The 17316-nt window shown below is 65.3% G+C and carries 23 protein-coding genes and 2 pseudogenes; 1 reads left to right on the forward strand and 24 read right to left on the reverse strand.

The annotated features are described in order from the left end of the window. The 18 genes and pseudogenes from N5J73_RS21435 to merT form a co-directional block, all read right to left on the reverse strand. Nucleotides 1-1194: DEAD/DEAH box helicase family protein (locus N5J73_RS21435; RefSeq protein ID WP_345782449.1), on the reverse strand; the 1194-nt coding region annotated here is incomplete at its 3' end. A gap of 136 nt (nucleotides 1195-1330) precedes the next feature. Further along, entirely contained in the window at nucleotides 1331-1636 is a 306-nt protein-coding gene (locus N5J73_RS21440) for a hypothetical protein (RefSeq protein ID WP_003116817.1), read from the reverse strand. Nucleotides 1637-1725: 89 nt separating this feature from the next. Next, on the reverse strand, nucleotides 1726-2046 hold the full coding sequence (locus tag N5J73_RS21445; RefSeq protein ID WP_003116818.1) for a hypothetical protein: 321 nt from the start codon (nucleotides 2044-2046) through the stop codon (nucleotides 1726-1728). Between the two features lie 50 nt (nucleotides 2047-2096). Further along, the gene (locus N5J73_RS21450; RefSeq protein WP_223224654.1) at nucleotides 2097-3230 is read right to left on the reverse strand and encodes a DUF6094 domain-containing protein; all 1134 of its coding nucleotides are present in this window, start codon (nucleotides 3228-3230) and stop codon (nucleotides 2097-2099) included. 40 nt (nucleotides 3231-3270) lie between these two features. Beyond that, complete coding sequence (locus N5J73_RS21455; RefSeq protein ID WP_279941346.1) at nucleotides 3271-3918, reverse strand: hypothetical protein; 648 nt, start codon at nucleotides 3916-3918, stop codon at nucleotides 3271-3273. A 76-nt stretch (nucleotides 3919-3994) separates the two neighbouring features. Beyond that, nucleotides 3995-4255, reverse strand: coding sequence for a hypothetical protein (locus tag N5J73_RS21460; protein WP_003090124.1), 261 nt, complete (start codon nucleotides 4253-4255; stop codon nucleotides 3995-3997). A 16-nt stretch (nucleotides 4256-4271) separates the two neighbouring features. After that, nucleotides 4272-4679 (reverse strand): hypothetical protein, encoded by a 408-nt coding sequence (locus tag N5J73_RS21465; protein ID WP_003116821.1) that lies wholly within the window; start codon nucleotides 4677-4679, stop codon nucleotides 4272-4274. 104 nt (nucleotides 4680-4783) lie between these two features. Then, nucleotides 4784-5125 (reverse strand): hypothetical protein, encoded by a 342-nt coding sequence (locus N5J73_RS21470; RefSeq protein WP_003116822.1) that lies wholly within the window; start codon nucleotides 5123-5125, stop codon nucleotides 4784-4786. Between the two features lie 94 nt (nucleotides 5126-5219). After that, on the reverse strand, nucleotides 5220-5909 hold the full coding sequence (locus tag N5J73_RS21475; protein WP_003116823.1) for a DUF3275 family protein: 690 nt from the start codon (nucleotides 5907-5909) through the stop codon (nucleotides 5220-5222). 94 nt (nucleotides 5910-6003) lie between these two features. Further along, a complete protein-coding gene (locus N5J73_RS21480; RefSeq protein WP_003116824.1) occupies nucleotides 6004-6831 on the reverse strand; it encodes a DUF932 domain-containing protein in 828 nt (275 codons plus the stop codon). A 145-nt stretch (nucleotides 6832-6976) separates the two neighbouring features. Further along, nucleotides 6977-7882, reverse strand: a complete 906-nt coding sequence (locus tag N5J73_RS21485; RefSeq protein WP_003116825.1) for a DUF3577 domain-containing protein — start codon at nucleotides 7880-7882, stop codon at nucleotides 6977-6979. A gap of 310 nt (nucleotides 7883-8192) precedes the next feature. Then, on the reverse strand, nucleotides 8193-8477 hold the full coding sequence (locus N5J73_RS21490; protein WP_003098923.1) for an XF1762 family protein: 285 nt from the start codon (nucleotides 8475-8477) through the stop codon (nucleotides 8193-8195). Continuing rightward, a pseudogene (locus N5J73_RS24235) lies at nucleotides 8458-8643 on the reverse strand (XF1762 family protein); the annotation flags it as partial. The pseudogene N5J73_RS24235 and the gene N5J73_RS21490, both read right to left, overlap by 20 nt. Before the next feature lie 141 nt (nucleotides 8644-8784). After that, a complete protein-coding gene (locus N5J73_RS21495; RefSeq protein ID WP_031629745.1) occupies nucleotides 8785-9069 on the reverse strand; it encodes a DUF3085 domain-containing protein in 285 nt (94 codons plus the stop codon). Nucleotides 9070-9114: 45 nt separating this feature from the next. After that, a pseudogene (locus N5J73_RS21500) lies at nucleotides 9115-10106 on the reverse strand (Tn3 family transposase); the annotation flags it as partial. Nucleotides 10107-10130: 24 nt separating this feature from the next. Next, the gene (gene merA, locus N5J73_RS21505) at nucleotides 10131-11819 is read right to left on the reverse strand and encodes a mercury(II) reductase (protein WP_003098932.1); all 1689 of its coding nucleotides are present in this window, start codon (nucleotides 11817-11819) and stop codon (nucleotides 10131-10133) included. A 10-nt stretch (nucleotides 11820-11829) separates the two neighbouring features. Next, nucleotides 11830-12117, reverse strand: a complete 288-nt coding sequence (gene merP / locus N5J73_RS21510; RefSeq protein WP_003116826.1) for a mercury resistance system periplasmic binding protein MerP — start codon at nucleotides 12115-12117, stop codon at nucleotides 11830-11832. 12 nt (nucleotides 12118-12129) lie between these two features. Then, nucleotides 12130-12480 carry a mercuric ion transporter MerT gene (gene merT, locus N5J73_RS21515; protein WP_003116827.1) on the reverse strand — a complete coding sequence of 117 codons (351 nt, stop codon included), beginning with the start codon at nucleotides 12478-12480 and terminating at the stop codon, nucleotides 12130-12132. A 71-nt stretch (nucleotides 12481-12551) separates the two neighbouring features. On the opposite strand from merT, the gene merR reads away from it, so the two are divergent. After that, complete coding sequence (merR, locus tag N5J73_RS21520; RefSeq protein ID WP_003098939.1) at nucleotides 12552-12959, forward strand: Hg(II)-responsive transcriptional regulator; 408 nt, start codon at nucleotides 12552-12554, stop codon at nucleotides 12957-12959. 261 nt (nucleotides 12960-13220) lie between these two features. Here the strand turns inward: merR and N5J73_RS21525 are convergent, their stop codons facing one another. The 6 genes from N5J73_RS21525 to N5J73_RS21550 form a co-directional block, all read right to left on the reverse strand. After that, the gene (locus N5J73_RS21525) at nucleotides 13221-14045 is read right to left on the reverse strand and encodes a hypothetical protein (protein ID WP_003098941.1); all 825 of its coding nucleotides are present in this window, start codon (nucleotides 14043-14045) and stop codon (nucleotides 13221-13223) included. A gap of 288 nt (nucleotides 14046-14333) precedes the next feature. Beyond that, nucleotides 14334-14612, reverse strand: coding sequence for a hypothetical protein (locus tag N5J73_RS21530; RefSeq protein WP_003116828.1), 279 nt, complete (start codon nucleotides 14610-14612; stop codon nucleotides 14334-14336). 97 nt (nucleotides 14613-14709) lie between these two features. Beyond that, entirely contained in the window at nucleotides 14710-15447 is a 738-nt protein-coding gene (locus N5J73_RS21535; RefSeq protein WP_003116829.1) for a hypothetical protein, read from the reverse strand. An 83-nt stretch (nucleotides 15448-15530) separates the two neighbouring features. Continuing rightward, nucleotides 15531-16217, reverse strand: a complete 687-nt coding sequence (locus N5J73_RS21540) for a hypothetical protein (RefSeq protein WP_003116830.1) — start codon at nucleotides 16215-16217, stop codon at nucleotides 15531-15533. A gap of 182 nt (nucleotides 16218-16399) precedes the next feature. Then, nucleotides 16400-16792 carry a hypothetical protein gene (locus tag N5J73_RS21545; RefSeq protein ID WP_003116832.1) on the reverse strand — a complete coding sequence of 131 codons (393 nt, stop codon included), beginning with the start codon at nucleotides 16790-16792 and terminating at the stop codon, nucleotides 16400-16402. Nucleotides 16793-16813: 21 nt separating this feature from the next. Beyond that, nucleotides 16814-17026: a hypothetical protein gene (locus N5J73_RS21550; RefSeq protein ID WP_003116833.1), complete on the reverse strand. Its 213-nt coding sequence runs from the start codon at nucleotides 17024-17026 to the stop codon at nucleotides 16814-16816. Nucleotides 17027-17316: the final 290 nt, after the last annotated feature.

Below are 17316 nucleotides of genomic sequence, written 5' to 3' on the forward strand. Positions count from 1 at the left end.
GTCGTCCCCGTAGCCGCCCATCAACGTGCCGGTCAGCAGCAAGGTCTTGCGAGCCTTCGCCGCCAGCACGCCCATGGCCTGGCCCTGGGCACTGCCCCCGTTCTTGTACTCATGTGCCTCATCGGCGATGAGCAGGTCGAACGTGCCTTGCGGCAGGTAGCGTTTGATGAACTCGGACGGCTGATAGCCGCCCTCGCCAAAGCCGAACTCCATGTTGGCCATCGCACGTTCCATGCGCGTGGCCTGACGGTCGGAAAACACCAGCTCGCCGTTGCCATCCATGAGGTTGATGAACTCATGGATGTTGTCGCCGAGCATCGACGCCAGGAACCCGTCACCGAACTTTTGCATCAGCTTCTGCGCGGTGACCTCTCCGATGGTCGGTATGCGCTTTAAGGCTTTGAGCACGGCCGAGGACTGGTCGCTGCCGGACAGACTGCGCGGGCGGATCAGTGTCCACAGGGGCGCGGCGCAGTGGCCGCACTTCCTGCGGCACTCCTCGGCTTGGAGCGCGATCGGGTTGACCGGCTCGCCGTCGAGGTCGGTGATGACCGTGCCGCAGTCCGGGCAGGCCGCCACGTCGCCGTGGCGGGTGCGCCGCGTGGTGAAGACAGGCTTCCAGTGAAAGCCCATCCGCATCCTGACGCGCCCCAGGACGAAGAACTCCTGGCCCGTGGGCTGCACGCCCAACTGCTCGCGCAGCTTGATGAGCTTGACGAGCGTATCCGGCCCGTTGAGTACCCACACCTTGGCACCGGCCACCGTCTCCTGGATCTCGCGCCGCCACTTGTAAACCAGGTGGGGCGGCGACAGCACCAGAGTGCGGCGATAGCCTTCGGCGTTGAGCACGGCGGCCGTGGCAATGCCGACGGTCGTCTTGCCGCAGCCCATCTCGCCATTGACGATCGCAGCACGTTCGCCACGGTCGATCAGCAGCTCGGCGGCGGCGTGGACGACTTCGGCCTGGGCTGGGAACAGCTTGCGCTTGAGGCTGGCGACCACCAGTTGCCGGTGCGCCTGCGGTTGGCCGGTATAGACCGGCGGATTAGCGCTGTTGAGGGCGTCGAGTAGTTCGTCGCCGAACTCGCCGACAAAATCCTGAAGGCTCAGGGTCAGAGGGGAAGATTCCGCGTCGAGCAGTTCGCCCTGTACGGGCGCGGATTCAGCGGCAGTGGTTTCGAGATCGAGGGACATGGTGATGCTCCAAAGAAAAATGGGGCATGCACCACCCCCAGCGGGGCAATGGCATGCCCCGTGGTGGGAAGAGAATCGACGCGTGGCTGAGGGTGGTTGAAGGTGCTGGCCTGGGCGGCCCGCAGGTGAACCGTGCTCAGTCTTCGGACGGAAGCACGATGACGGTTGCGCAGCGCTGCGAATCGGTGACGATGCGAATGGCGAGCCCCGGATGGATCACGTAGTGCGATTCCAGCGACGCGCCCGATTGAAGCGCGCTGCTGTTCGTCTGCCATTGCTGGATGTTGACGTCGCCCCAGTCGCCACGGGTGTGGCGCCTGAAGTACGGGATCGGGTCCAGGCGACCCGCGCGGACCAGGCGGTCTACACCTCTGCTGAAGATGAGCGCCCCGATGGGGAACGCCAGCCGCTGGCAGTAGGTTTCGATGCGATGCGATGCCATGGGCTCCTCCTTGATGAGTCATTGAGCCACGACACCCCTGCCGGAGTGAAGTGGCTCCGTCAGGTGGATGAGGATGACGATGTGGGGCCTCAGATCAGGTCCCGCTCTTCGGGAAGCTGGACCACCGTGGTCTGGTGGTCCTCGCTGGTCTTGACGATCAGCGCCAGGTCCGGCGTGATCCTGAACTGCGAGATCATTAGGTTGTCCTGTTGGATCGCCACGTCGTTGGCTTGGCGTGTGGCCTCATCGATCTCGCCCCAGTCCCCGCGCACATGGCGCTGGACATAGGCCAAGGGGTCGATCAGGCCTCGCCGGGCCAGCCAATGCACCTTCTCGCTCAACTTCAACGTACTCGGTGCGAACAACGGTTGCTTGTGCGGCGCAGGCCGCTTGAACGGATTGGGGATCATGGTGTTTCTCCTTCGAGTTGGTACAGCAGGACGGCAGCGCGTCCGGTGGATCAGCGAATGGTCAACACCTCGCCCCGTGTCGCGGAGCCAGGTGTCATGTCCCACGCGCGGATGACGGGAACGAACTTGTCGGTGAGGATGCGGGTCTCGGCGATGGAGCCGTCTTCGCGTTCGGTGAACTCCCGCTGGAGCGTCTTGTCCTTGTGGGTGTCACCTTTGACGACGAGCACGCGCCCGGTCTTGGAGCGCACAACCCCCGAGATCGCACCCGCGGCCAGAGCCAGGGCGAGATGCCAGCGGGACAAGGCCCGCGCCGGTGGACGCAGCGATTGCTGCGCAGCCCCCAGGTGCGTGTCCTGCGATGGCCACAAGCCTTGCAGCCTGCCAACCTCATCGGCGAACTGCTCGGGCTCCATCGTCACGCGGAAGAAATGCTCTGGCTCGGCCGGGCTGGCGGGGACGATGTACGGCAGGAACGGCCACTCGCTCGGCAGTTCCTCGGCTTCGACTTCGCCTTGCCCTACCTGCAACAGCAGATTGCGCACGGCCTTGACGCCATCGGGCACCTGCTCGCGCTGGCGCACCCGGCGTCCGAAGATCACCACCTGCTTGAACTGCGTCTCCACCGCTCGGTAGATGCGCAGGTCCGTGTAGTGGCGCGTCAGCCAGCCGACCAACTCCGCGTCGAGCACGTAGCCGGGGACGATGAAAACCAGCACGCCGCCGTATTGCAGCAGCGAGAGCGTGCGCTGGTAGAACAGCTTTTCAAGGCGGGCACGGCCCTGGCCCTGATAGCCGATGTTGCCGTTGACGTCCTTGGACAGGTCCCCATACGGCGGGTTGAGCCAGAGCAGCCCGAAGGACTGCTTGGAGACCATCGTGTCCATCAGGTCCGCGTGCAGGCAGTGATCGACCAGGCCGCGGGCATGGCGCGCCCGCTCCGCGTCGAACTCGACGGCGAACGCCTTTGCCTGCTCGCGCCCGAGGGCATGGGCGGCTTCGGCGATCGCCACGCCTTCGCCGGCGCAGGGATCGAGGATGCACATCGGCCCGTCGCTGGGCATCAGTGCGTTGAGCGCTCTTTCGAGCGTGGGTTCGTCGGTCGGGAAATATCCGTTCTTGACGAAATTGCGGGCGAGCCGCGGGAACATGAGGGCCATGGAAGTCTCCTGGTTGGCGGGGATGAAACACGGAAGTACGCCAAGGCGTGCCTCCGAGGGTGGGTCAAGCCGCTACCGCTTCCGGCGTCCAAATCTTGGCCGGATACGGATAGGCGGTGAGCGCGTCGCTGCGGATCAGGGAGCCGAGCGCCAGGGTCAGCGCCGGCACGTCGATGGCGAGCCGATGGCCTTCCAGCGGCCCGAGGGCGAACGGAAGGCGGGCCAGCATCTCGCGGGTTTGCAGCAGTTCCAGCACGGTCTCGCGCCAGTGATCGAGCAGCGGCAACGGGCAGGTGTCCCGCACCAGCATCCACAGGCGGTCAAGCCTGTGGGCGCTGTCGCGTGGCAGCAGTGCCAATGCGCTGGCGTTGGCCTTGTCGGGCTTGACGCAGCGCCGGTCGAACAGCCACACGTTGGACAGCGAGCCGAACAGCGTCCGCCGGTACGCGCGCGTGATGCGCTTTTCCAGGCGATCGACGTTGCCGATGAATACCGGGACGCTGCCGCCCTGGTCGGTGATGAGGTGGAACTGGTCCAGTCCCTGCTCGTCGCGCCCGAGGGTCAGGCGAGCGAGGAACTGCTGGACGGCGGTGTCCCGCGCCCAGATGGACAGGAAGATCAGGTTGCCCTGGTCATCGCCGACGCAGGCGTCGGCCATCACGTCCGGGCATTCGTCGATGCGGTACAGCGTGGAAGAAGTGTTTGCGGGCATGGTGGTGTCCTCGGATGAACGGGAACAGCACCGCCCGCTGGGGCAAGTACTGCCCCAGGGGGTGGAAGAAAACCGCTCAGTCCGGCTCGAACTGCCGGGTGTGCGGGTTGAAGTGAAGCGGCTCGTCCGCCGAAGTGATCGGCGTGAAGCCTTCCAGGTAGATGTTGTTGAGGTACTGGTCGCGGTAGGTCAGTGCCTGCCGTGCCTGGTCCTCGGTGAGGCCGTTGTCGATGAAGTACGCCAGCATTTCCTCGTCGGAGGACACTTCGTCGTTGGACAAACTCCCTTCAACGAGTGCCAGCAACGAGGGCGGAAGCGTTGCCAGGATCGGGTCCATGTCGGTTCCTCCTGGCTCAGGCCATCGACGCCGCGGCGGATGCCGCGGATGCCGTGGGTGTGCGCCGCCGGGCGTGGTAGGCGCGAACGCCTGCACGCCAGTCGGCGGACTGCTCCGGTGCGAGGTCCAGATAGGACAGCGGGCACGTGTAGTAGTACGGGTGCATGGACTCGTCCAAGGACTTGTAGCCCCACTGGCCGCCGCTTCGTTCAAGCAGATCGCAGCGGATGTAGCGCAGGGACTGGCCCGGTGCGAGATCACGATGCACGCCTTCGACCTTGGCGGTCACTTCGGCGACGGACCACAGCACGTTGCCGCGCAGGGTGTGAGCGATGACCTTGACGCTGGCGCGCTCGGTCTCTTGCGGTGCGATCAGTTCCGCGATCAGTTCGGACCGCGATTGGTTTGAGAAATACCAGCCCATGAGAGGCCTCCTCGAAAAGTTGAGCTGAAGGCCTCCCCGTGGGGAAGAACCCCCAGCGGGTGATGGAATGCCGCATCTGCGGCGAAGGAACCTATGCGTCGCCCTCAATCCCAGTCGTCATCGTCTCGATCACAACCGGCCGGGCAGTAGCCGAACTCGATCCCGTGCGAGCAATAGCCATGCTCCGCATTCCAGTCCTGGGTTTCCTGCCGTTCGGCAGGTGTTGCGTAGTCCCATTCCTGGGCCGCGATTTCGAGAGCCTGAGCACGTTGCTCATCCGGCAAACGATTGGCCTGTGCGTCGATCGCCGAACTGAAGAGCGTCACGTAGTGGTCGTAGGACAAGCCGCAACCGCGCTGGGCGTGTGCGGCGGCCGCTTTGCAAAGGTCCCGCCACGCGGGTTCATCCAGCGTTGAACGCGGGGTATCGCAAGCGATGGTGGACATGATGGAGACCTCCAGAAAATGGCCAGGGCCTCCCCCGCATGGGAAAGGAACCCCGGCGGGTGGATGAAGAACACCGCGCATGCGGCGTCTGCGATCACGCAGGTTTTGGTTCGGCCTGGCGGCTCCACTCCTGCGTCTTGAAGTCCAGCGCGTAGCCCAGCTCGCCCAGGCGGGCGATCTGCGCGCGCAGGGTGCGGCGGTCGATGGTCGAATCCAGTTTCACGGACTCGCCCAGCGGCCACAGCAGGCCGAAGAGCGCGGCGTCACCGTCTTCGGTGCTGCCGGGGGCAGCGGCCGTAGCAGGCGGTGGCGCATCCACGCCGAAGGGCGTGGTATCGACCAGCGGGTCCGCGGACGCCTGCACGGGTGCGGGCTTGGCGGGCCTGGACGCTTTGGTGGGCTTGGCCGGCGTTGCCGCAGGCTGCGCCCCTTGCTCTTCATCGAGCGGATCGACGTCCTGGGTGGCGAAGCTGCGGGCTTCGTCGCGGCTGAGTTTGTCGATGCCGTTGAGCGTCATGCCGTCGAGGCTGGCACGGATCTCGAACCGCATGCCGCCGCCGACCGGATAGGACTTCGGGAAGATGTACCTGATGATGAATTCCCCGTCGTACTTGCCTTCGGGGTACTGCTCCAGCTCCGGGTCTTTGACCTCGAAAGTACCGAGGTGCGTCGCGAGGCGGCCAACCGTGAACGGGCCGTTCTTGCCGCGGATGGTACGCAGCGTGAGCTGGCCGGGGACGACGATGGGCGCAACAGATTTCTCGGAAGCCGATGGGGTTGCCATGATGGTTCTCCTGATGATGAATGACGGGCCGCCGACGGCACCCGGTGGATGAGAGGAAATGGCCTCGCCCGAGGTGGGCGAGGTCCGCGTGGCATCACGCCTTGAGCTGGCGCATGCCTTCGGCCAGCAGCCACAACGCCCGGTTCAGGCGCAGGTTCTGGTCGATGCCTTGCACCGGACGGGTGCGCTGATTGCGGCCGTTGGCCGTGCGTCCGTTCAGGCCCCCTTTGACTAGGTTCTCCTGGACGCGGTTGAAGACGGCCCACAGGTCGTTCTTGCGGTCGTCCCATCGCCGAGGGGCCAGCAGTTGGCTCTCGGTGACAGGCGTGGACTTGGCCGGATCGTCGTACTTGAGTGCGAGCGCAGAGTTCGCAAAGACCTCCGCTTCGCCCTCATCGAGGGTGATGGTGCGCATCGCATCGCGCGCGTTATGCACGCGCTCGAAACCTTCGAGGACTCCGTAGGCACCTTCGATCACCTGGCTGGCCACGTCGCCCTTGTGGGGAACGCGGATGTCTGCGGTGGTGTCACCGCAAACCAGGCCGTTGTGGCAGACGAACCGGAACATGCCGGCGAGCATCTGATAGCTGCTCGTGCCGTCATGGCTGTTGAGCAGGATGATCTCGTTCGCCTCGTCGCCGTTGATCTGGCTTGCATGGCGAAGTCGGATGAGGTGCTTCGTGTACTCGCGCCGGTCTTCGTTGCGCACGCGCGTCTGACACACCATGAAGGGCTCGAAGCCCTCCTGGCGCAGCTTGGTCAGCACGGTCGAGGTCGGTATGTAGGCATACCGATCGGACCGGCTCCCATGTGGAGCGTCGGCGAAGATCGACGGAACGACGGCACGAATGCGGTCGTCCGAGAGTGGGCGATCAGAGCGCAGGATCGGGGATTGCGGAGCAAAGCGGGATACCAGAGACATGGCTGATCTCCTTTGAGAAATTCGACAACCGCGTGGCCGTGAGACCACGCGGAACTCGGGGGATGAAATGCGCAAGCACGCGTCCTGGGGACGCGGCGTACGTGGGGAGGAAAAGCGACAAGGCCCCGTGAGAGGCCGTGCCGGATCAGAACGAAGCAGCCAATGCCGGCTCCTGCTCCTGGACTTGCGCCTCGGGCTCGCGCTCGGCGGGCTCGGTGGCCGTGTCGATGGCATCGTCGGCTTCGGACGCGGATGCGTCTTCGGCCGGCGGCGCCTCGGCTTGCGCCTGGCTCGTCGGATAGACCTGGGTGCCGTCGATCTTGATGAGACCGATGTGGACCAGCGTCGATTCCAGGCTGGCGGCCGGTTCCCCGGCGTGCTCACCCTTGGTGCGGATGTACGGATCGATCTTCATGTCGTTCAGACGGAAGGCGATCAGCACCTTGCGGTCACCCTCGACGGCCTGAACGCACCGGCGAACCAGGTGCTCGGCTTCCGGGGTGGCGACGATGGTGTCGAAGTACCGATACTCCGGTTCATCGACAGGCCCGGCCAGTGCCGCGACGGTGCAAGAGAGGAACGAGTCGCCAGCTTTTGGGGTGACGTCCTTCACACGATTGAGATAGCCGATGCCGCGGGTGATCAACTCGTGCTGCTCGATCGAAGCCAGTTCGGCCCGGTCGATCAGTTCGGCCTTGAGCAGTCGCGCCTTGAGGGACGCGGCGGCCTGACCCTTCTGCTCACCCTTGTCGCGGATGTACACATCGCCCCACAGGTCACCGAGGCGAAAGCGCACCAGCGGGCGCTGCTTGGGATCGTCAACGCCGATGTAGCGCTGAACGAGCTTCTTGGCCTCGGCACCCGAGACCTTGACGTCGAAGTAGCGGTAGCTGGGGTCCCGGGCGGGGCCGACCAGCGCGGCGATGGTGCATGCCAGGAAAGGCTGCGCACGGCGGCCGCCCCGGACGGGCACTTCACGGACACGCTGGATGTAGCCGATGCCCGAGGTGTGGAGGTCGAAATACGATTTCTCGTTGGACGTGGTGTTCATGGTGAATCTCCATTGGGATGAAGCGGAGACACACCGGCCCACGCATGCGGGGAAGGTGCGTGACCCCGCGGTGGGTTGATAAGGCGAAAGCATCCGCCACCAGAGGCTGGTGGCCGCTCGCGGAAGGATGCGGTGCGAGCTGGCTCGGTCACGCAGTGGGAACTGCGCCGCAACCTCGAAGACCGATGGTTGCCTGGCATGTCGCTGACGACGTCAGCAGGCATGGGGCCAGCATGGCGGGGCCTCGCGCGCGCGGCAGCAATCAATCGGCACCCGGGCGCTTCCCTTTGTCCGCGCCACCCGGCGCCTGTCACAGGCACTTGGCGCCGCGCAGGTGCTCGGGGGTATCGGCGCGCGGACGGCCGGGACGGCTCCAGGCGCCGCCACCGCGCGCGCCGATCAGCCGCCAGCCGGCGGCGCGCAGGCTGGCGCCACCTTCGTCGGGCATGGTGTAGGTGAGCAGGCGTATGTAGCCCAGCGCCCTTGCCGCCTGCCAGGCCGCGCCGTAGAGCTTGCTGCAGGCGCTGGGTGTGCCGTCGGTGCACAGCCGCGTGACTTCCAGCGTCCAGGTGCCGCGCGACCGGGCGGCCGACAATGGCCACGCCGTGGATCAGGTCGCTGTCGCTCAGCGTGACGGCCAGGGCGAACTTCGCGCCCTGGACCGGGCGGTGGTGGCGATGGTGCGACAGAACGAATGCATTGGCCGTGCGCAGCGACACCGGTAGGAGGTGCAGCCTCGGCGAGGTCGATGGCGTGTTCATGCGGTTGTCTCCGGTGGCATGCCGGCGTTGTGGCCGGCGGGGCGTGCCTCGGCGGCTGGAGACAAACGCGCACGCGCGGCGATGGCGGCGGTGCGAACAAAAGAAGGCCCCCGATGCGGGGGCTGCGAGGCGGTTGCCGCGTCAGGCGGGAGGCACCACTGCTAAGGACAGGTGCGTGGCGGTGGCGGAAAGCACGAGATCGTCCGCCGAGTGCTGGAGGCGCGTGAACAGGCCGTCCTTCGGGTCGAAATACTCCGCGAAGTCATCGCCGCCCAGCTCGCGGCCGGCGAGGTGCCACCAGTCATCGAACGGGTCGGTGTCCGGGTTGCATCCGACGGCGTAGGCGAGCAGTGCCTGGCGCCCATCCGGGCGACGCTCCCCACGCTCGGCGAGGAAGTACACGCCCTGATCCTTGACCAGGACAATGCGGCACTGATTGGGGACGTCTCAGAAAACGGAAAAAATCGTACGCTAAGCCGGTTGCAGCGGTCGTAGCGGCCTGAACTTGCCCGCGCCGATCTTGGCGCTGCTGCGCCAGAGGTAATCGCCGGTCAGGTTGATGTGCTCCCAGCCCAGCGGCGACAGGTACTGCAACAGGGCGTCATCGACAGTCTGGCCGTGACCGCGTAAGGCGTTTGAGGCCCGTTCCAGATAGACCGTGTTCCACAACACTATGGCCGCCGTCACCAGGTTGAGGCCGCTGGCCCGGTAGCGCTGCTGCTCGAAACTGCGGTCGCGGATTTCGCCCAGCCGGTTGAAGAACACGGCGCGGGCTAGCGCGTTGCGGGCTTCGCCCTTGTTCAGTCCGGCATGCACGCGGCGGCGCAGCTCGACGCTTTGCAGCCAGTCCAGGATGAACAGCGTTCGCTCGATGCGGCCCAGCTCGCGCAGCGCCACGGCCAGGCCGTTCTGGCGCGGGTAGCTGCCGAGTTTCCTGAGCATCAGCGAGGCCGTCACCGTGCCCTGCTTGATCGAGGTGGCCAGCCGCACCTTGGCGTTGATCGCCTTGCCGGACGCCTGGAACTGCTGCTGATGCTTGTGCTTGGCAGCGTTGAACAGCTTGCCCAGGATGCGGTCGTGCAGGTCGATGATTTCGTCGGTGACGGTGGCCATGCCCTCGATGGCGAGCGCACCAGGGTCGCGTAGCGGCGCTGTGCCTCGAACTTGGCCAGATCGGCGGGCGTCATCTGGCCGCCTTCGCGGGCGATCTTGAGCAGGCGGTTCTGGTGCACCGACCGCTCGATGCCGGAAGGCAGGTCGAGCGCCTGCCAGGCTTTGAGGCGCTCGATGTGTTCGAGTATGTGGCGCGAGTTCGGCTTGACGGGCGACTGGCGCAGCCAGGCCAGCCAGGTCGTCTTGCCGTTGTCGTGGCGCTTGAGCAGATCGTCGAGGCGGTGCCGGTGGGTGGCCGACAGGGGATCGGACAAGGCCGCGTAGATGCGGCGGTTGGCGCGGCTGTAGGCGTTCATCGAACACCTCCCTTTTCCTCATCCGGCGCAACAGGACAGTTGCTTCACGTCCTTGTTGAAGGTCTGCGCCGCGAGCTTCAGTCCCTCGACCATGGTCAGGTAGGGGAACAACTGGTCGGCCAGCTCCTGCACGGTCATCCGGTGGCGGATCGCCAGCGCGGCCGTCTGGATCAGTTCGCCCGCTTCCGGCGCGACCGCCTGTACGCCGATCAGCCGCCCTGAGCCAGCTTCCGCCACCAGCTTGATGAAGCCGCGCGTGTCGAAGTTGGCGAGCGCCCTCGGCACGTTGTCGAGCGTCAGCAGCCGGCTGTCGGTCTCGATGCCGTCGTGGTGCGCTTCCGCCTCGCTGTAGCCCACGGTCGCCACCTGCGGATCGGTGAACACCACCGCCGGCATCGCCGTCAGGTCCAGCGCCGCGTCGCCGCCGGTCATGTTGATCGCGGCGCGCGTGCCGGCCGCCGCCGCCACATAGACGAACTGCGGCTGGTCGGTGCAGTCGCCGGCAGCAAAGATGTGCGGTGCGCTCGTGCGCATGGCGCGGTCGATGACGATGGCTCCCTGCGCATTGACTTCGACGCCTGCCGCTTCAAGGTTCAGGCTGCGCGTGTTCGGCGCGCGACCGGTGGCGACCAGCAGCTTGTCGGCGCGCACTTCCCCCTGCCCGGTGGTGAGCACGAATTCCCCGCCCGCATAGGCAACGTGGCTCGCCTGGGTGTGGTCCAGCACCTCGATGCCCTCGGCGCGGAAGGCGTCTGTTACGGCTTCCCCGATGGCCGGGTCTTCTCGGAAGAACAGCGTGCTGCGCGCCAGGATCGTGACCTGGCTGCCCAGCCGGGCGAAGGCTTGCGCCAACTCGACCGCCACCACGGAGGAACCAATCACGGCCAGCCGCTCGGGGAGCGAGCTGCTTTCCAGCGCCTCGGTGGAGGTCCAGTGGGGTGTGTCCGCAAGGCCCGGGATTGGCGGAAGCGCCGGGCTCGCGCCGGTGGCAATCAGGCAGCGGTCGAAGTTCACCTCGTGCGTGCCGCCGTCAGCGGTCGCCACGGTCAGCGTGCGCGTGTCCCTGAACCGGGCCTCGCCGCGCAGCACGGTGATGGCCGGAGTGCTTGCCAGGATGCCTTCGTACTTGGCATGGCGCAGCTCCTCGACGCGGCCTTGTTGCTGGGCCAGCAGCCGCTCGCGCAGTACAGCGGGCGCTGCGGCCGGCAGGCCAGCATCGAACGGGCTTTCGCGGCGCAGGTGGACGATGTGCGCGGCGCGGATCATGATCTTGGACGGCACGCAGCCGACATTGACGCAGGTGCCGCCGATGGTGCCGCGCTCGATCAGCGTGACGCGGGCGCCTTGCTCCACGGCCTTCAAGGCAGCCGCCATCGCCGCGCCGCCGCTGCCTATCACAGCCACGTGCAGCGCTTGTTCACCGCCAACATGCTTCGTTTCGCCACCGAGCCAGCCCAGCGCCTTGTCTAGCAGGCCGGCAGGCTTGTTCGGCGTGTCGGTAAGCCGTGCGCGATAGCCGAGCGTGGCCACTGCGGCAACCAGCGGGGCCACGCTCACGCCTGCATCCGCCTCGATTTCGGCCTGCCGCTGCGGATAGGACACCGAGGCCGCGCGCACGCCGGGCACGTTCGTCAAAGCCTGCTGGACGTGCTCGGCGCACGACGTGCAGGTCATGCCTTCGATGTGGAGGGTGATCGCCTCGGCCATGATTACGCCCTCACTGCTTGACGCTGGACGGGTAACCCGCGTTTGCGGTGGCCTTGGTCAAGGCGTCGGCATTGGTCTTGGCCTCGTCGAAGGTGACGACGGCCTCCCGCTTCTCGAAGCTGACTTCGGCCTTCTCGACGCCGGCGACCTTGGACAGAGCCGTCTTGACCGTGATCGGGCACGCGGCGCAGGTCATGCCGGGCACCGACAGGGTGACGGTCTTGGTGGCAGCCCAGGCGGGCGCGCTTAGAGCGGCGGCCAGGGCGATGAGGGTGGTGAGGGTGGTGAGTTTCTTCATGGTGATCTCCTTTCAGTAGAACAGCGGCAGGACGTAGGGAAACGCGAGGGCAACCAGAACCAGGGCGGCCACGATCCAGAAGATCACCTTGTAGGCAGTCCGCACTTGGGGCACGGCGCAAACGTCGCCGGGCTTGCAGGCATGGGCTGGTCGGAAGATGCTGCGCCAGGCGAAGAACAGCGCGATGAGCGCTGCGCCGATGAAGATCGGCCGATACGGCTCCAGCACGGTCAGGTTGCCGATCCACGCGCCAGAGAAGCCGAGCGCGACCAGGACAAGGGGGCCGAGGCAGCAGGCCGAGGCGAGGACGGCCGCGACGCCGCCGGTCGCCAGTGCGCCGCAGCCGTTCTTGGGTTCCGACATAAGGTTCTCCTTCCGGGACTTCGCTTGATGCTGTAACGTTACTTCCGTAGTCAACTACGGAGTCAAGCGCCATGGAGAACGCTCAAGAGAATCTGACCATCGGGGCCTTCGCCAAGGCAGCCCGGGTCAACGTGGAGACGATCCGCTTCTATCAGCTCAAGGGCTTGCTACCCCAGCCGGAGCGGCCCTACGGTCGCATCCGCCGCTACGGGCAGGCGGACGTGGCGCGGGTGAAGTTCGTGAAGTCAGCCCAGCGCCTGGGATTCAGCCTGGATGAAGTCGGCCAGCTCCTGAAACTGGAGGACGGCACCCATTGCAGCGAGGCGGCCGAACTGGCTGCTCACCGGCTGGCCGATGTGCGCGCACGCATGGCGGACCTCACGCGGATGGAAGAGGCCCTGTCGACGCTAGTGAGAGAGTGCAACGCGCACCATGGCAATGTTTCCTGCCCGTTGATCGCAGCTTTGCATTGCTGCTAAAGGGCCCACTTCGGCTCTTAGCGTACGATTTTTTTCCGTTTTCTGAGACGACCCCTGATTGGCGATGGCTTCGGTCAGCACGGGGCGCAGGTCAGCGCCTTTGAATCGCAGTGACATGGATGAAATCTCCTGTGTGGAAGAATGAGAAAGGCCTCCATCCGATGGGATGAAGGGCCTGTAGTGCACGCGGCCGGAACGGCTGGAACGCCGTGGCGGATGCCTCGGGTCAGCCGCAGGACCGCCCGGTTTCGCTGCGGGGCGTCATGCCGGGACGGCCTGGCGCTTGCGGGCCGCTTTCGCGTCGAGGATGCTCACGTCGATCTGGCGCCAGCGCCCGTCGTCGATGAGCCTCTCCAGCACTTCGCCGAGCATGTCGAAATACACCTCGTCGTGCCGATCGACCAGTTCGACCGATTCACCGTTCTGACGGTGCAGTTCCACCACGTAGGTGTCTCCGCCGCGGTCGTAGAGGATCGTCACCCGGCCCTCGAACTTCGCGGTCGAGACCGTGAAGCTGATCGCCGGCGGGGTCTCGATGATCTTGGAGGGCGTGGGATCGACCCAGGTGAAGTCGCGGGCACCGGCATCCACCAGCATGTGGGTGATGCGCCGGAAGCGATCGGGGGCCGGCATCTCCTCCAACTGCTCGATGAGCTGGCCCAACTCCATGCACTGCGGCGTGGGAATGGGCAGCTTGGCCGGCGCCGAGCCGAGGATGTGCCTCGTGATGGTGTACGGCGTGCCGTCCGAAGTCTCCTCGGTGATGACCTCCGGCGTGTCCGCGCGCAGTCCGTCGAAGCGACGACGGGCATAGGGTTGGACATGCACCTTGGCGCCTTCGGCAGGAACCGTGGTCACCAGGCTGGGATCGAGCACCGCGAACTCGGAAGGCTTGAGCTTGACGACGATGGCATCGTCGGTCGCGGCGACCACCTTGCCGTCGAAGGGTTGGGGGTCGATGGCGAAGCCCAGCGTTGAGGACAGCGGCTGATCATCGAACACGCGGTACTTGAACGACCGCACGTTGCGGGGCACATGGCCTGCGACCAGCGAAGGCATCATGGATTTGATGAGGGAACGATCCATGGGGAAACTCCTTGAGGAAAAACAAGGGATTCCCCGCCCGCAAGGGAGAGGTCCCTTGTGGGTGGCGTGGATGGACGCGGTAGGTCCGTAGGAAGAAACGACCAGCACGGTTTCCCGCGCTTGCAGCCTCGAAGGTCTCGACTGCCTGGGCATGTGCCGGCAACGCCGACGAACATGGGGCAAGCATGGCCCTGGGGCGGTCTGCCTGCCCGCAGGAAACGGCACCGCACCACAACCGTTTTCCTGTGCTGCGGGCAAGAAAAAGCCCCTCGAAAGGGGCTGGAGGAATCAGGCTTGGTACACGAAGTAGTGCTCGCGCTGACGCGGAAAGAACACGTGTTTCCACGTGTCGCCGCTTGTGTTGCCACCGTCGAAGACGACCATTTCGTAGTCGTCCACGTCGGTGTCCACCAGGTCGGCGCTGGCGATATGGCGCATGTGCAGCGTGCCGCTCATGCGCTCGAATACCAGGATCTGGCCGATGGCATCTTCCTGGCTCATGGCGTTGACGCAGGCTCCGAGTTGGTGCTCGAAGTCGGATGCGGGTGTGATGAGGTCGGGGAACATGGGATCGCTCCTGTGAAAGTGCGCCGGCCCGGCTCTCTGGCGGGAGACCGGGCCGGCATGCGGTGAGGACAAGGAAGGCCGGGGATGTGTGTGGCAGCTATTCGCCGGCCAGCGATAGGCCCGGCAACACGGGTGCGTCGGCATCGAGGATGAGGATGCGCACGTCGGCCTGGCCGGCCAGTTCAAGGATCTGTGCCAGCTCGTCCGGCATGCCCTTGCTGCGGTGCTCCTGCCGAAGCTGCTCGGCGGCGATCCCCTCGACGTCCTGCAGGTGCTGGTCCGTCCAGGGCGTGGAGATCAGCTTGACGCCGATCGCCGGGCTGTAGGGAATCCGGAACGCGATGAACAAAAAGGCCTCCGGCGTCGCGAGGTCAGCCAGGTTGGCCAGGTACTGGCCGGTTTCGCGGCTGATGTGCGCGCTGCTGATTTCCCAGCACCGGCTGTAGTAGCCGGTCTCGAAGCTCAACCGCTGCACGACTTCCCGTGCGGCCTCGGCCGAATAGGTGTCGCCAATGTGGACGGGGCGGCCGTCGAAGTCGTCGCCGTGGATCGCGTACACCACGGCACCCACCATGCCTTCGCCGCTGCCCCCTTCAGCCGCGTCGCATTCGGCGATCAGTGCGGCGCCGACAGGTTCGGTGCCAGTCCTGACCACCGCGAAGTCGCTGGTGATGATGCAAGGAGAAGAAACCAGCGCCGCGTCGCAGAGGTGCTGCTGGCTCGGGTGGATGTTTCGCCAAACATGCGGGCTTCCGTCCTCGTAGCTGATGGACAGCGTGCGGACGATTTTCAGATTCCAGTAGCCGCGTAGAAAGGGATTGGGATTCTGGGACATGGGATTTCTCCAACAGAATAATGATGGAGCAAATCCCCGCCACCGGGAATTGACCCCGGTGGGTGGAAAGAAAGGAAACAGCGTCAGGTGACGCTGATCGTTGGCGTTTGGGCCAATCGCTCGGCGACGCGCCGGCGCAAATTCATGCGGAATGGCTCGTCGCTGACGCCCGCCAGCAGATTGATGGTCTCCAGCGCGATCAGGGCCGAAGCCTCTTCGATGTCGGCGGCCACAATGGTCTTGCGCAATTGGTCGCCGAGCTGGAGGGCCTGGGAGGAGGAGCTGATGAAGCGGACCTCGCGGCTCAGGTAGCAGCCGTTGCCGCCGAACTCGAACAGCCGCGGCTTGCTGCAGTACCAGCAGCCCTCGAACTGGATGGCGGTCAGGTGGTGCCCGTCATCGAACCGGGTGGCGATCAGAAACAATGCGTCGAGATCGGCGGTGTCCTCGAACGAATGACGGTCGATCAAGTTCCCCAGCTCTTCGTCCTCATCGGCACGGAAGTGCACGGCGAGCAGTTCGAGCAGCGGCGGGATCGACAGCCCTTCGTCGTCCGGCATCGGAATACCGAGTTGCGTGGCCAGGTCTTCCAGGCCATCGAGCACGTCCGGCCATTGCGGATTGGTGGTCTCGGCGATCTGGGCGATGTAGGCCTGCCCGTTGCCGGGGTGGCTCTCGTCCAGCGCGAAGGCGCCGAACAGCGCCTGGATGACGGGCGTCACACGGTCGAGCACGAGAACGCCGGTGGCTTCGTAGTAGTTGTTGGCCATGAAGGCTCCTTTCGATGAATGAACGGAGCCAGCCCTTGCGGACGATGGCATCCGCAGGGGAAACCGCCTGATGCCGGATGGCGCTGGGCGGGGAGAAAACGCGAGGGACATGGCCTCGAACGAGGCGCATGTCCCTCATGGGGTCCCGTGAACGCAGTGATGAAGGTGTGCCAGGGACCGGCTCACCAACCGCTGTAGTTCAGCAGCAGGTCGGCGATCACCTGGCGACGTTGCAGATCGAGACCATCGAAGTCCGACAGTCCTTGGAAGTGGCAGCGCTTGAGCATGGCACCGCCCTCGCGCGCGTTGTAGAAGCTGAACATGGCGGACAGGAACATGCGTTCCCCGCTGCTCAGGACGCCGAGTGCGTCGTTGGCACGCAGCATGTCGGGACGCAGATCCCACTTGCTCTTTGCCTGGTTCAGGCCTTCGCGCGTGCCGTCGCCAAACCATTGCGGGCCTGCGATCTCGACGCCGCGCTTCCAGACCTCGAAGAAGGCTTGGGGCGCGGCGGCGAAATGCTGCTCTTCCCGCATGATCTGATCGACGACTTCCTGGGGCAAAAGCTGGTTCATGACGTGGTTCCTCCAGTTGGATCAGGGTGTGGCGAGCTGGGACCAGCCGCCTCTTTCGAGGGCACGTTGAGCCGCGGCATAGCTGCGGAAGTACTGGCAGGATTCCCGCGAAACGGGACCTTCTGTATCGCGCGTGCCGATGTAGTGGCCGGCGGCGCTATGCAGGATTTCGAGCGGCAGGAACTTGCCGCAATGGATCAAGGCCAACTGGCCGAAAGAGGCTTGCTGGGACATGGACGGGCTCCTTGGAAAAAGCGGGGCCTCGTCCCTCACGGGATGGCAGCTCCCGCACGCGGTTGAGAAAAAAGCATCGGCGTCACGGGTGACGCGCGTCCGCAGACTCGATGCGATGGCGGACTGGCGGGTAGCGCGGAAAGAATCCGCGGCAGCCTGGAAACTCTGGCTGCTGGCATGGTGCTGACGAATCAGCGACACATGCGGGCAGCTTCATGCGCGAGGCGAGCCGCGTCAGCCGGAAATCGGCATTTGCAACAGCCCCGATTGGCGAACGCGGAAAAAAGAAA

The sequence above is a fragment of the Stenotrophomonas sp. GD03654 genome, assembly GCF_029845105.1.
GTDB lineage: Bacteria > Pseudomonadota > Gammaproteobacteria > Xanthomonadales > Xanthomonadaceae > Stenotrophomonas > Stenotrophomonas africana.

Excerpts from the sequence above, each read along its gene's own strand:
- N5J73_RS21440 (WP_003116817.1), bottom strand. The coding sequence starts at position 1,636 with ATGGCATCGCATCGCATCGAAACCTACTGCCAGCGGCTGGCGTTCCCC.
- N5J73_RS21445 (WP_003116818.1), bottom strand. The coding sequence starts at position 2,046 with ATGATCCCCAATCCGTTCAAGCGGCCTGCGCCGCACAAGCAACCGTTG.
- N5J73_RS21455 (WP_279941346.1), bottom strand. The coding sequence starts at position 3,918 with ATGCCCGCAAACACTTCTTCCACGCTGTACCGCATCGACGAATGCCCG.
- N5J73_RS21460 (WP_003090124.1), bottom strand. The coding sequence starts at position 4,255 with ATGGACCCGATCCTGGCAACGCTTCCGCCCTCGTTGCTGGCACTCGTT.
- N5J73_RS21465 (WP_003116821.1), bottom strand. The coding sequence starts at position 4,679 with ATGGGCTGGTATTTCTCAAACCAATCGCGGTCCGAACTGATCGCGGAA.
- N5J73_RS21470 (WP_003116822.1), bottom strand. The coding sequence starts at position 5,125 with ATGTCCACCATCGCTTGCGATACCCCGCGTTCAACGCTGGATGAACCC.
- N5J73_RS21475 (WP_003116823.1), bottom strand. The coding sequence starts at position 5,909 with ATGGCAACCCCATCGGCTTCCGAGAAATCTGTTGCGCCCATCGTCGTC.
- N5J73_RS21480 (WP_003116824.1), bottom strand. The coding sequence starts at position 6,831 with ATGTCTCTGGTATCCCGCTTTGCTCCGCAATCCCCGATCCTGCGCTCT.
- N5J73_RS21485 (WP_003116825.1), bottom strand. The coding sequence starts at position 7,882 with ATGAACACCACGTCCAACGAGAAATCGTATTTCGACCTCCACACCTCG.
- merA (WP_003098932.1), bottom strand. The coding sequence starts at position 11,819 with ATGGCCGAGGCGATCACCCTCCACATCGAAGGCATGACCTGCACGTCG.
- merP (WP_003116826.1), bottom strand. The coding sequence starts at position 12,117 with ATGAAGAAACTCACCACCCTCACCACCCTCATCGCCCTGGCCGCCGCT.
- merT (WP_003116827.1), bottom strand. The coding sequence starts at position 12,480 with ATGTCGGAACCCAAGAACGGCTGCGGCGCACTGGCGACCGGCGGCGTC.
- merR (WP_003098939.1), top strand. The coding sequence starts at position 12,552 with ATGGAGAACGCTCAAGAGAATCTGACCATCGGGGCCTTCGCCAAGGCA.
- N5J73_RS21525 (WP_003098941.1), bottom strand. The coding sequence starts at position 14,045 with ATGGATCGTTCCCTCATCAAATCCATGATGCCTTCGCTGGTCGCAGGC.
- N5J73_RS21530 (WP_003116828.1), bottom strand. The coding sequence starts at position 14,612 with ATGTTCCCCGACCTCATCACACCCGCATCCGACTTCGAGCACCAACTC.
- N5J73_RS21535 (WP_003116829.1), bottom strand. The coding sequence starts at position 15,447 with ATGTCCCAGAATCCCAATCCCTTTCTACGCGGCTACTGGAATCTGAAA.
- N5J73_RS21540 (WP_003116830.1), bottom strand. The coding sequence starts at position 16,217 with ATGGCCAACAACTACTACGAAGCCACCGGCGTTCTCGTGCTCGACCGT.
- N5J73_RS21545 (WP_003116832.1), bottom strand. The coding sequence starts at position 16,792 with ATGAACCAGCTTTTGCCCCAGGAAGTCGTCGATCAGATCATGCGGGAA.
- N5J73_RS21550 (WP_003116833.1), bottom strand. The coding sequence starts at position 17,026 with ATGTCCCAGCAAGCCTCTTTCGGCCAGTTGGCCTTGATCCATTGCGGC.